The 12,871-nt window shown below is 71.3% G+C and carries 9 protein-coding genes; 4 read left to right on the top strand and 5 right to left on the bottom strand.

What is annotated here, in order from left to right; translation table 11 throughout:
• The first annotated feature begins 150 nt into the window (after positions 1–150).
• A complete protein-coding gene (locus tag ACZ7MX_RS29325; RefSeq protein WP_472136327.1) occupies positions 151–1,152 on the top strand; it encodes an FAD-dependent oxidoreductase in 1,002 nt (333 codons plus the stop codon).
• Positions 1,153–1,268: 116 nt separating this feature from the next.
• On the opposite strand, the gene ACZ7MX_RS29330 is transcribed toward ACZ7MX_RS29325, so the two are convergent.
• Complete coding sequence (locus ACZ7MX_RS29330) at positions 1,269–2,630, bottom strand: M14 family metallopeptidase (protein WP_472136329.1); 1,362 nt, start codon at positions 2,628–2,630, stop codon at positions 1,269–1,271.
• Positions 2,631–3,010: 380 nt separating this feature from the next.
• Positions 3,011–4,987: a Xaa-Pro dipeptidyl-peptidase gene (locus tag ACZ7MX_RS29335; protein WP_472136330.1), complete on the bottom strand. Its 1,977-nt coding sequence runs from the start codon at positions 4,985–4,987 to the stop codon at positions 3,011–3,013.
• 397 nt (positions 4,988–5,384) lie between these two features.
• On the opposite strand from ACZ7MX_RS29335, the gene ACZ7MX_RS29340 reads away from it, so the two are divergent.
• Positions 5,385–6,872, top strand: a complete 1,488-nt coding sequence (locus tag ACZ7MX_RS29340) for a M1 family metallopeptidase (protein ID WP_472136332.1) — start codon at positions 5,385–5,387, stop codon at positions 6,870–6,872.
• Positions 6,873–6,964: 92 nt separating this feature from the next.
• Here ACZ7MX_RS29340 and ACZ7MX_RS29345 read toward each other — a convergent pair whose 3' ends face one another.
• On the bottom strand, positions 6,965–7,828 hold the full coding sequence (locus ACZ7MX_RS29345) for an oxygenase MpaB family protein (RefSeq protein WP_472136334.1): 864 nt from the start codon (positions 7,826–7,828) through the stop codon (positions 6,965–6,967).
• Between the two features lie 177 nt (positions 7,829–8,005).
• Between ACZ7MX_RS29345 and sph the strand changes: the two genes are divergently transcribed.
• Positions 8,006–8,995, top strand: a complete 990-nt coding sequence (gene sph / locus ACZ7MX_RS29350; RefSeq protein WP_472136336.1) for a sphingomyelin phosphodiesterase — start codon at positions 8,006–8,008, stop codon at positions 8,993–8,995.
• Positions 8,996–9,063: 68 nt separating this feature from the next.
• On the opposite strand, the gene ACZ7MX_RS29355 is transcribed toward sph, so the two are convergent.
• Positions 9,064–9,546, bottom strand: coding sequence for a macro domain-containing protein (locus ACZ7MX_RS29355; RefSeq protein ID WP_472136338.1), 483 nt, complete (start codon positions 9,544–9,546; stop codon positions 9,064–9,066).
• Positions 9,547–9,702: 156 nt separating this feature from the next.
• Positions 9,703–11,169 carry an amino acid permease gene (locus ACZ7MX_RS29360; RefSeq protein WP_472136340.1) on the bottom strand — a complete coding sequence of 489 codons (1,467 nt, stop codon included), beginning with the start codon at positions 11,167–11,169 and terminating at the stop codon, positions 9,703–9,705.
• 940 nt (positions 11,170–12,109) lie between these two features.
• Between ACZ7MX_RS29360 and ACZ7MX_RS29365 the strand changes: the two genes are divergently transcribed.
• Positions 12,110–12,865 carry a MerR family transcriptional regulator gene (locus tag ACZ7MX_RS29365; RefSeq protein ID WP_472136342.1) on the top strand — a complete coding sequence of 252 codons (756 nt, stop codon included), beginning with the start codon at positions 12,110–12,112 and terminating at the stop codon, positions 12,863–12,865.
• Positions 12,866–12,871: the final 6 nt, after the last annotated feature.

Consider the following 12,871-nt stretch of genomic DNA (forward strand, 5'->3'; position numbering starts at 1 on the left):
GTGCTGCTCCCAGCCTAAGGTCCCGGTTTGTCCGCACCGCTGCCGGCGGGTTACCGCAAGATCACCAATGGCGGAAGTCCGGCTTCCGCGACGACCACCGGGTGCCGGGCCGGAAGGGCCACCTCGTGCGCCTTCCCCTAGCATCCCGCCATGGCGATCGACACGGGCACGGACGAGGTGTGGGTGGTCGGCGGTGGCGTCATCGGGCTGACCTCGGCGGTGGCGCTGGCGGAGGACGGCCACCGGGTGCGGGTGGTGAGCCGGGACGCGGCGGACGCGACGACCTCCGCCGTGGCCGGCGGGCTGTGCTGGCCGTACCGCATCCGGCCCTACGAGCGGGCGGTGGCCTGGTCCGTACGGTCCTTGGAGGTGCTGTCCGGGCTGGCGCGGCGGCCGCAGGAGACCGGCGCCCGGCTGGTGGCGGGCACCCTGGCGGCGGCCGCGCCGGGTGCCGACGACGGACTCTCCGCCTGGTACGAGGCCGTTCCCGGACTGCGGCCGGCCCGCCCGGACGAGCTCCCCGCGGGCACCGCGGCGGGGTGGCGGGCGCGCACTCCGCTGGTGGACATGCCCGCCCATCTGCGCTATCTGGAGCGGCGGCTGACCGCGGCCGGCGGCACGCTGGAACGCCGTGCGCTGTCCTCCCTGGAGGAGGCCGGGCGGACCGCCGGGGTGGTGGTGAACTGCTCCGGCCTGGGCGCACGCGAGCTCGTCCCGGATCCTCAACTCCAGCCGGTCCAGGGGCAGTTGGTCGTCGTCGCGAACCCGGGTGTGCGGGAGTGGTTCGTGGCCGCGGACGGCGGCGCGTCGGACACCACCTACCTGCTGCCGCAGCCGTACGGGCTGGTGCTCGGCGGTACCGCACGCGAGGGCGCCTGGTCGAGGGAGCCGGACCCGGCGGTGGCGGAGGCGATCGTGGCGCGCTGCGCCGGGCCCTTCCCCGAGGTGGCACGGGCCCGGGTCCTGGCGCACAAAGTGGGCCTGCGCCCCGCGCGCCCCGCGGTGCGGCTGGAGGCGGAGCGCTTGCCGGGCGGCGCGTGGTGCGTCCACAACTACGGGCACGGGGGCGCGGGGGTGACCGTGGCGTGGGGATGCGCCGACGAAGTGGTGGGGTGGGTGCGGAGAGTGCTGGGTGGGGTGGGGCGGGAGTAGGCGACTGAGGTGGGGCGGGAGTAAGTGGCTGAGGTGGGGTGGGAGTAAGTGGCTGGGGCAGGAGCGGCGGTTACTCTCTGCGGCCCGGGGTCCACGGCCCGCCCGGGAAGCTCCGCTTACGGCGTACGGCCCGACCCGGGGCAGGCGGCCAGCGGTGTGGCGGACGTGAGGTGGTAGGCGGCCCGGCCGTCCAGCAGGAGCGGAACGAGGCCGCGCAGGGACTGGCGCAGCGGCACGACGACCGAACCGTCCCGGTCCCGGATCCCGGTCACACCGTGCAGCGCGAGCGCGTCGCGGATCTGCGCGAACTGCTCCGGGGCGAGCCGGTAACCGCACGGCGGGTCGGTCAGGACCTGGCCGGGGGCGGGCGGCTCGTTGTCCGCGCCGCCGAGGTGGACCGGGCCGCGGTCGGCGTAACCGATGAGCCGGGCGGCGGTGGTGGCCGCCTCGATGCGCCGCCGATGCTGCGCGAGGAAGTTGAACGCGCCCTTCAGGGCGGCGAGTTGGGAAGTGACCCGGCGTCTGTTGTTGAGCGCCGGGTCGGCCTTCTCGGCGTCGGTGAGGGCATCGACCCGGGTCTCGACGAGCAGCCCGACGGAGCCCTTCACCCCGGCGGTGTTGCGCAGGATGCGTTCCTGGCCGTCGCCCGCGACCTGCTTGACGGGGTCACCGGTCTCCGGGTCGGTCCAGATGCCGTAGACGCCGGTGCTGAATCCGGCCCTCCGTACGGCCGGGGCGACGAACTCCTGGGAGAGCGAGGTGGCTTCCCGGTGCACCGGGGCCGCGGTGTTGAGATTGCGCGGCCACAGGGACAGCAGGTCCTTCATGTAGTACGGCACGGTGGGGCCGTATTCGTGCAGGTCGTAGACGGTGTCGGGACGGTAGTCGCGCAGCACCCGGGCCATGGCGCGGGCCTCGGCGGTCTTCAGGGCGAGGTGGTCGCGGTTGATGTCCGTGCCCTCGGAGTTGCCGCGGGTGTCGGCGGCCCGGCCGTCGGGGTTGGCGGTGGGGACGACCAGCACGCTGGTCCGCGCGAGGAAGCGCCGGGTGGCCCGGTCCGCGGCGTAGGCGAGGTCGCGGATGGTGGTGAGGCAGGCCTCGCGTCCGGAGGGCTCGTCGCCGTGCTGGGAGCAGATGAGCAGTACGGAGTTGCCGCGCCGTACGGCGGCCGGGGAGGCGGGGGCTGGGGCGCCGATACGGACGAGCCGGAGCGGGCGGCCCTGCGCGGTGGTGCCGATCCGGTCGACGCGGACGCGCGGGGTGGCGCGGTCGACGGTGGCCAGAAAGCGCTGTTCCTCGAACTCGCTGGTCCAGCGGGCGCCGCGGCTGGTCTCAAATCCCGTACGGGGCAGGTCGTTTCCGGTCGCGCGGGCGGGTGAGGCCGGCAGGGTCGCGCCGAGGGTGGCGGTCAGACCGAAGGCCAACGTCGCGAGGACGAGGCGACGCGTACGGGTACGGGTACGGGTACGGAGTATCACGGGCGGGTGCCTCCCTTGGATGAGCGGTGGGGGTCGTCGGGGGCGGGGTGCGGTGCTGGCCGGGGTGCGCGGCGCGGTGATTGGTCGGGGTGCGGGGTGCTGTGCCGGCCGAGGCGCGGGGTGCGGTGGTCGGCCGGGTGGAGGCTGCGGACCGGGGGGCGGGGCGCCCGCGGTGGGCGGGGAGACACCGCTGGCCTGAGGGGTGTCTCCCCGGTCCGGCGGGACCGGGGAGAGCGGCCTTACCGGGGAGGCCGGTGTGACTGGTCTGCCGGTCTGCCGGTCTGCCGGTCTGTCGGTCTGGCCGGTCTGCCGGTGCGGCCGGAAGACGCACCGGGCTTGACCGGGAAGACCGGGCTGACGGGAGAGACACCCCCGCGCGGTCATTGCGCGCCGGGCATCCGGCTGATCGAGCGCGGCGGGGCGATCCCGTCCAGCGGTGCCGTCCGGTGGGCGGGGGTGGGGGCGGGTGCGGAGGCGTGCGCGGTGGCCCGGGCGAGGGCCGCGGGGCCGCCGGTCAGCGGCAGGCGTGCGGACGTGCGGGACAAGTCGAGGGTGAGGGTGGGCCGGGACGAGGGCGGGTCGATCAGCCCGGCGTCGGTCCCGGCCACGATCAGTGCGAGGCGGTGCCCGGCGGGCACGATGTGATCGGTGGCGGCCAGGTCGAGGGTGAGGGTGTAGGGCTTGCCGGGGGTGAGCGGGCGGCCCTTGTGGGGGTCGGCGTAGGTGCCGAGGTCGGCCCAGCCGCGGCTGAGGACGGTGTACGCCACCTTCTCCGTGTCGGCGGCGGTCTCCTTGAAGCAGCCGGTGTCCCCCTTGTTGCCGGCGCCCCAACAGGTGCGCCTGTCAAGGGTGGTGATGCCCTCGCCATCGGCTCCGTAGTTGCGGATGGTGTCGGGGCCGAGGTCCACCAGGACGGCGGAGAGGTGGGCGGTGGAGGTGCTCGGGGTGACGGTGACGGTCACCGAGCCCGAGCCGGACAGCCGCAGGGGCGTGCGCAGCGGCCCGGTGCTGAACCCGGCCTTGGCGGGCGTCGGCCGGTCGATGTGGGCCGCCCAGTCGGCCTCGCCGAGCCGGGGGTCGTCGGTGAAGGTCTCGGTGGCGCCCCGGGGTGCCTTCCGGGTGCCGAGGACGCCGACGCCGGGTTCCTGGCCCGGGCGCGGGCGCAGTGTGGTGGCCGTGGTGCCGGGCGCGGGCCACTGCGGGTCGGTGGACCAGACGCCGGGGGAACGCTCGATATCGGCCATCGGGGCGCGGTCGATGCCGTTGTCGTAGCCCAGCAAGTAGTGGTCGAACCAGTGGTGCAGGGTCTTGACCCAGTCACTGCGCCGGTAGTCGAAGGGGTCGACGTGCCCGGTCTGCGAGAGCCAGATCTTGCGCGCGACGCCGTGCCGGGCGAGCGCGTCCCACCACTGACCGGCGTGCCGGGTACGGACGTTGAGGTCCTGCACGCCGTGTACCAGGAAGACGCTGGCCCGGAGCTTGCCGGCGTTGCGGACGTAGTCCCGTTCGGTCCACAGCGCGGTCCAGTCACCGCTGCGCGGGGCCCCGTCGGCGAGCTTCTTCTGTACGGCGGCGCATCGTTTCTGCGCGTCCGGGCTGTCGACCGCGTCGGCGAGCGCGTCCGGGCCGGAGTCGTAGAGCGGGGCGCCCTTGGCGAAGTAGTAGTCGTACCAGGAGGAGATGCCGGCGATCGGGACGATGGTTTTCAGCCCCTTGACCCCGGTGGCCGCGACGCCGTTGGCGATGGTGGCGTCCCAGCTCTTGCCGATCATGCCGGTGCTGCCGTTGGACCAGTCGGCGGTGACGGGACTGCCTCCGGTGCGGGCGGTGTAGGCGCGGCCGCGGCCGCCCAGCCAGTCGACGACGGCTCTCGCCGACTGGATGTCGGAGCGGCCGCCGACGTCGACGCAGCCGTCCGAGCGGTTGGTGCCGGCCAGGTCGACAAGGACGGTCGCATAGCCGCGCGGCACGAAGTAGTTGTCGTAGAAGAGCGGGAACTGGACCGGCCGGCCGTGGGCGTCGTAGGTCTTCTTCTGGCTCTCGTTGCCGCGTCCGCAGCAGGAGTAGTACGGGCTGGCGTCCATGATCACCGGTATCCGGCGGCCCTGCCGGGCCGGTTCGGACGGCCGCACGATGTCGACGGCGACGCGGTCGGTCCGTCCGTCCGCATCGCCGTCGAGCCGGGTGTCGACCCAGACCGATTCGCGTATCGCGTGGTCGTAGGAGTACACGGGTCTGCTCTCGCCGGGCGCCGCCTGCGCGGCGGCCGGCCCGATCAGTGCGGACAGCAGGGCGGCGACGGCCGCCAGCACGAGCGCTGTGAAGGGGATGCGGGGAAACCGCGCAGGGTTCGTCACGGGCGGACCGTAGCGCGGCTCAACTCCCGCGCGTAAGGGTGCGGATGACGACGACCGTGCGGCCAGTGACGCCCGGCACCCCCGGGCCGCACGGGACCTGCCGGGGAGTCGGGTCCGGCGGGGGGCGTCCGGTCCTCCGGCGGGAACGTCAGGTCGCCCGGCGGGTACGTCAGGTCCTCCGGCTCTCCGGCGGGGACGTCCGGTCCGGCGAAGCGGAGGGGACGTCGGGTCCCACGCAGCGGGCGGGAACGTCGGGTCCGGCAGGACGTACGACACCGGCCGGGCCAGTTGGTGGTTCATGTCGGTCATGTGTCAGATCCGGCCATGTCCATGACGCTGCCCCGGTGAGCTGTCTAGGGTCTGAACCAGAGCCATCCCCCTACGAGTTGGAGGACTCGTGCGTCACAGACTCCTCGTCCCGGGCGCGGCCGCGCTCAGTCTGCTGCTGGCGATCCCGGCTTCCGCGGCCGACTTCTCCCCGGGCGCTCCGGGCGTGGGCGACACCTACTACCCCGAGAGCGGAAACGGCGGATACGACGTTTCCCACTATGACCTGCGACTCAAGTACCAGCCGAAGACGGACCTGCTGGAGGGCACGGCGACGCTGCTCGCCACGACCACCCAGGACCTCTCCCGCTTCAACCTGGACTTCGGCCTCAAGGTCAGCGAGATACGGGTCAACGGCAAGAAGGCCACCTTCGCCACGTCCGGCAAGCACGAGCTGGAGGTCACCCCGGCCGCGCCGCTGGAGAAGGGCAGGCAGATCAGCGTCGTCGTGCGCTATGCGGGCAAGCCCTCCGAGCTGAAGATCGACGACTTCACCGCCTGGGCCCGTACGCCCGACGGTGCGGTGATCGCCCAGGAGCCGGACTCCGCCGTGTGGTGGTTCCCGAGCAACGACCACCCCACCGACAAGGCGACCTACGACATCTCGGTCGCGGTCCCGGACGGCACCCAGGCACTCAGCAACGGCGTGCTGGCCTCGCAGACCTCCAAGCTCGGCTGGACCCGCTACAACTGGCGCTCGGACAAGCCGCAGGCGACGTATCTGACGACGCTGGCGGTCGGGAAGTTCGACATCACCACCGACACCACCGCGAACGGCCTGCCGGTGATCAACGCCGTCAGCAAGGACCTCGGCGCGAACGAGGGGTCGGCGCGGGCGAGCATCGAGCGCACCACCGAGATCACCGAGTGGCTGGAAAGCGTCTTCGGTCCGTACCCGTTCAACGCGGTCGGCGGCTACGTCCCCAACGTGCCGGCCCGGTACGCCCTGGAGACCCAGACCCGTCCGTTCTACGGCAAGAAGGCCTTCGACCGGGGCACCAACGTCTCGGTCGTGGTGCACGAGCTGGCGCACCAGTGGTACGGCGACAGCGTTTCCCTCAAGGACTGGAAGGACATCTGGATCAACGAGGGCTTCGCCGCCTACAGCCAGTGGCTGTGGTCGGAGAAGGAGGGCGAGGGCACGGCGCAGGAACTCGCGGACTACGTCTACGCCCAGCACCCGGCCGACGACCCGTTCTGGAAGGTCAAGCCGGGCAACCCGGGCGCGGAGAACCAGTTCGACGGTGCCGTCTACGACCGTGGCGCGCTCGCCCTGCAGGCGCTCCGCAACAAGGTCGGCGACAAGGTCTTCTTCGACCTCCTCAAGTCCTGGCCGGCCGAGCACAAGTACGGCAACGCCTCGGTGGCCGACTTCGTGGCGTTCGCCGAGAAGAAGTCCGGCAAGCAGCTGGCCGGGTTCTTCGACACCTGGCTGTTCCAGCCGTCCAAGCCCGCGAGCGGCGCGGCGAAGCGGGCCCTGGGTGCGTCCCGCGGCCCGGTGGCGCAGCCGAAGTCGTGGAAGCAGATCGCGGCCACGCACGACGTGCACGGGCACTGACGCCCGGCCGCACAGCGTCCGTCGAGCACTGAACGGGGTGGAGCCGGGGCCGTCGTCCCCCGGCTCCGCCCTCGCTCGTCCGCCGGGCGCCGCTACCGGCTCGCTGCCTGCCGCGCCGCCTGCCGGGCGCGGCGGGCGATCGGCATGAAGCGCAGCCGCTCCGGAAGAGCCGGGACCACCACGCGCACCACGCGTCCGAAGCGGTGCAGCCGGCGCTCCTGCGCCTCGGTCCATTCCAGTCCGATGGCGCGCCGGGCGTCCGGCGGCATCAGACCGATCGTGACGAACCGTCGGAAGCGGGCGAACCGCGGGCGCAGCCAGGGCCAGACCAGCCGGAACAGCAGCCGCAGCCAGCGCGGACCGCGGTCGGGCACCGGGATCGGCGGGTCGGGGTCGATCAACTCCCGTACCACCGCGGTCGCTTCGAGCTCGGTGCCGAGAATCCGGCGGTAGTACGGCCAGAACTCCTCGATCGTCGGCGGCATATCGCGGTCCTGGATGCCCAACACCCGCCCGACCTGCAGCCATTCGGCGTACAGCTGCCGCTCCTGCGCCTCGGTGAAGGGGCGGCCGAGGTAACGCTGGGCGTGCCGGAAGACGGGGTACCCGGTGGCGTGCACCCAGGCGTAGTTCGCGGGGGTGAGCGCGTGGTACGGGCGGCCGTGCGCGTCGGTCCCTTCGATGGTCCGGTGCAGCCGGCGCAGCCGGCGCCCCTCCTCGGCCGCGCCGTCGCCACCGTAGACCCACAGCTGCAGCGAGACCAGCGACCGCTCGCCACGGCCCCACGGGTCGGTCCGGAAGAGGGAGTGGTCGTCCACCCCGGCCCCCACCGCGGGGTGCGCGACCTGCATGGTCAGCGCCGGCGGCAGGGTGAGCAGCATGCGGATGTCCCCGGCCAACGACCAGAGGACGCCGCCGACCGGTGGGGGCTTTGGATGGTTTTTCTCCGTATTCATAGCATTTCTCATGATACGGCGCCCATCGGTGACGTGCGGGCGGCGGAACCCCCGCCCGTGCCGTGCGGGCCCGGCCCCGTGTGTACATCTCATACCTCCCAGACGGTTACCTAGAAGTAATGTCAACTGGTTGGATGGCGCCGCCGGACCAAATCCCCACCCCCATAGGGAGATTCAGTGTCGAACCCAGCGCCGCGCACGCCGTCCGCAGCGGGCCTTCGCACCGCCGCTCTCGCCGCGGTCCTCGCCGCCGCGACCGTGACCGCCGCGTCCCCCACCGCCTCGGCCGCCACCGCTCCCCATCTGAAGGTGCTGAGCTACAACACCTTCCTGATGAGCAAGAACCTCTATCCCAACTGGGGCCAGGACCACCGTGCGCAGGCGATCGCGGCCGCGGACTTCTTCCAGGGCAATGACGTCGTCGTGCTCCAGGAAGCGTTCGACAACTCCTCCTCCGATGCGCTGAAGTCCCGGGCCGCCGGGCAGTATCCGCACCAGACTCCGGTGGTGGGCCGGAGCAGGAGCGGCTGGGACGCCACCGGCGGCGCCTACTCGGCCGTCACCCCGGAGGACGGCGGGGTGACCCTGCTGAGCAAGTGGCCGATCCTGCGCAAGGAGCAGTACATCTACAAGGACGCCTGCGGTTCGGACTCCTTCTCCAACAAGGGCTTCGTCTATGCGGTGCTGGACGTGGGCGGCGCCAAGGTGCACGTCGTCGGCACCCACACCCAGTCCACCGACTCGGGCTGCAAGGCCGGCGAGGCGGCCGCGGACCGCGCCAAGCAGCTCAAGGAGATCGACGCCTTCCTGGACGCCAAGAACATCCCGGCGGACGAGGAGGTCATGGTCGCCGGCGACCTGAACGTCGACTTCCACAGCGCGGAGTACAACGCCCTGCTCAGCAACGGCGATCTGGCCCCGGCCGACAGCCGCACCGGGCACCCGTACTCCTTCGACACCCAGGAGAACTCCATCGCGAAGTACCGCTACCCCGACGATCCCCGCGAGGACCTGGACTACGTGCTGCACCGCAACGGCCATGCCCGGCCCGCCGACTGGCAGAACGAGGTGGTCAAGGAGGAGTCGGCGCCCTGGACCGTCTCCAGCTGGGGCAAGGACTACACCTACACCAACCTCAGCGATCACTATCCGCTGATCGGCGGCTGAGCCCGAGCCCCTCCCGCGGCCGGCGGGCGAGGAGTCAGTGGTCGTGAGCCGTCAGTGGTCATGGACCGTCAGTGGTCGTAGACCGTCACCGGTATGCCGCGCCGGGTGAGCCGCTCGGCTATCAGCGGCTCCACCCGGGACCACTTCCCGCCCGCCAGCCCGCAGCCGATCCGCGGCATGTGGACCGACGCCCCGAGCTCCGCGGCCCGGTCCGCGACCCGGCCGAGCCCGGCGTCGATGGCCTCGTACCGGACCGGGACGCCCTTGCTGCCCGTCCTGATGCCCCGCTGGCCGACGACGTTGGCCACCCACAGCCGGTCGCCGACCTGGACGAACTGGACGGCGCCCAGCCCGAAGTCGTTGCCCGCGCGCTCGCGGTGCCATCTGCGGTAGGCCGCCTCGGGCTCCGGCCAGCGGCGGGAGAGCGCGAGGACGAAGCCCTTGCCCCAGCCGCCCAGGTCGTTGCAGACATGAGTGATGATCTTGACGCCCTTGCCCTGTGGTGCGGTGGCGTCCCCCTTGACGTAGGAAATCCCCGTGTTCTCGGTCATGTGTTCACAGTAGAGCCGACCACTGACAATCGACCGGGACCGCGAGACGGCCCGGCGGGAACGGGCCCGGCCGCCCGCGCATGCACGAGGGCGGTCGCGGCGGCCTTCCGGCCCGCCGCGACCGCCCTGTCGTACTCAGGCGCCGCTGGTGTGCGACTACTCCGCCGCTTGCAGCTCGCGTTCCTTGGCGATCCGGGCCACCCGGCCGCGGACCCCGAACCAGCCGGCGACCAGCGCGGCGGCGAGGACCGGGATCAGCAGCACGGTCTTGCGGCCGACACCGTCGTCGAACCACATCAGCACGATGACGCCGAGCAGGAAGACGATGGTGGCGATGTCCGTGACCGGGGTGCCCGGCAGCCGGAACTTCGGTCGCTCCAGCACCCCCTCCTTCGTGCGGCGCACGAAGACCATGTGGCAGATCATGATCGTGCACCAGGTGCTGATGATGCCCAGTGCCGCGATGTTCAGCACGATCTCGAACGCCTCGCCCGGGAGCCAGTAGTTCAGCCCGACACCGAGCACGCACACCGCGGAGGTGAGCATGATGCCGCCGTACGGGACCTGGTTGCGGTTCATCAGGCCGGCGAACTTGGGCGCGGAGCCCGCCATCGACATGGAGCGCAGGATCCGGCCGGTCGAGTACAGACCGGAGTTCAGGCTGGACATGGCCGCGGTCAGCACGACGAGGTTCATCACGTCACCGGCCGCCGGGACACCGACGTTGGAGAGCACCGTGACGAACGGGCTCTGGCCGGCGGTGTACTTGTTCCACGGCAGCAGCATCGCCAGCAGGATCACCGAGCCGACGTAGAAGACGCCCACCCGCCACATGATGGAGTTGACGGCCTTCGGCACGACCTTCTGCGGCTCACCGGTCTCACCGGCGGTGACGCCGACCAGCTCGACCGCCGAGTAGGCGAAGACCACGCCCTGGAGCACGATCACCACGGGCAGCAGACCCGTCGGGAAGATACCGCCGTGGTCGGTGATCAGGCTCAGGCCCGGCGCGTGGCCGCCGACCTGGTGGTGGGTGGCCAGCAGGAAGATGCCGATGAACATGAAGACGACCAGCGCGGCGACCTTGATGATCGCGAACCAGAACTCCAGCTCACCGAAGATCTTCACGGAGATCAGGTTCACCGTCAGCACGACCGCCAGCGCGATCAGTGCCATCACCCACTGCGGGATGTCGGTGAACATGCTCCAGTAGTGCGTGTAGAGCGCGATCGCGGTGATGTCGGCGATACCGGTCGTCGACCAGTTCACGACGTACATCCAGCCGGCGACGTAGGCGCCCTTCTCCCCCAGGAACTCACGGGCGTAGGAGACGAACGACCCGGACGAGGGGCGGTGCAGCACCAGCTCGCCGAGGGCGCGCACGACGAAGAAGGCGAAGAGGCCGCAGACCGCGTACGCGACGGCCAGCGCGGGACCGGCGGAGTGCAGCCGGCCGCCGGCGCCCAGGAACAGGCCGGTGCCGATCGCGCCGCCGATGGCGATCATGTTGATGTGCCGGCCCTTGAGGCCCTTGCTGTACCCCGCGTCGCCCGCGTCCTGCTGCGCGCCGCTCCCCCCGTCAGGTGACCTGTGGGCTGTCTCGGTGACGGTTTCTGTGCTCACTGCTGGTGCATCTCGCTTTCGGGCAGGCGCTTGCGCGATGGCCGGATCCCGCGGATCGCGCGGACGGCCGACGGCACACCTTCCCTGAAGAGCGCCCCTCCGTCTGTGGGCAAGATCACAGCGTGTATAGGCCATCCAAGATTTGTCCCCATTTGGCGCGAAATTTCCGGCGAGACATTTTCAAAGACCGGGCGAGTTCGCCCGTTTCCGGCACCCCATCCTCGCCCGGCAACACAAACTTCTTGACCTGTTCCCTTCGGTTTCCCGTCGGTTTCCCTTCGATTCAGCGGTTCAGGCACACCTCCGCCACCACAACGGCCCGCACGACCTCCCTCCCCCCCGCCCCGCCCCTCGGGATGCCCGACCAGCTCCGCCAGCACGACCTTGATTCCGCGGCGCCCTGCCCGCGAACCCGCCCCCGGCGCCCGCCCCAGCGCAGCCCACGCGGGCGCCGGCTCCGGCGGCCCATTGACCATCGGCGCGCCCAGATACCGCGCGACCAGATACGACCGGCCGTCGCCGGGAACCAGCGCTACCCGACGTCACCGTGTTCGTCGTGGCCACACCCGTCGTCTCGCTGAGCCCCCAGGCCGGTGGGCTCCAGGTCGGTGAGCCCCCAAGCGTTCATGATCGCGAGACCAAGACCAACACCAAGACCGGCCGAGAACCGCACCACGTCTGGGGCCATCGGCACGCAGGCACCCGCCGCCCACCCAGCCCGTCGAAACCGGCCGCCGCCAGCTCGTCGGACCACCGAGACGCAGCAAAGGGGGCAACAAAGGCGCGCCGCATGATCCCGCAGCTCCCAGCAGAAGCGAAGAAGCCTCCCCCAGGCTTCGCTTCCCCCCGGGCTTCGCTTCCCCCCGGGCTTCGCTTCCCCCGGGCTCCAGAAGGTGCCTCAAGGTTTCACAACAGTGGTGAGACAGCAATACTGTTGAACATGGAGTCCGCCACCGATCTGACGGTCGACGAACTGGCCGCCCGCGCCGGCGTCACCGTTCGCACGATCCGCTTCTACAGCACCCGCGGGCTGCTGCCACCGCCGGAGATCGGCCCCCGCCGGGTCGGCCGCTACGGCCCGGACCACCTTTCGCGGCTCGCCCTCATCGAGGAACTCCAGCACCAAGGCCTCACTCTGTCGGCCATCGAGCGCTACCTCGAGCAGCTTCCGCCCGACCTGAGCGCCCAGGACCTGGCCATCCACCGTGCGCTGGTGGCGAGTTGGGTCCCGGACAAGGCCGAGGACGCCACCCGGGACCAGCTGGAGCGGCGGGTCGGCCGGGACCTGACCGAGGAGGACCTGGACCGGCTGGCGGCCATGAGCGTGCTCGTACGAACCGAGGACCCGCAGGTCTTCCGCGTCGACCCCGGGCTGCTGCACCTGGGTACGCGCCTGCTGGACGTACCGATCGCGCTGGAGACCATCCTCGCGGCGCGCACCGTCGTCATCGAGCACACCCGCTCGGCGGCCCGCGAGCTGAGCCGGCTGTTCAAGGACGAGGTATGGGGGCCGCACCGGGAGGGTGGGCCGGACGCGGAGGAGATGGCGCGGATGAAGTCGCTCTCGGCCCATATGCAGCCGATGGTGGTGCAGGCGCTGGTCACCGCCTTCCAGCGCTCGATGAAGCAGGAACTGCGGGAGTGGTTCGACGCGGAAGGCGCTCCGGACCGGATGGACCGTGCCCCGGAGGAGTGAGCCCCT

The sequence above is a fragment of the Streptomyces sp. NPDC107765 genome (genome assembly GCF_055657085.1).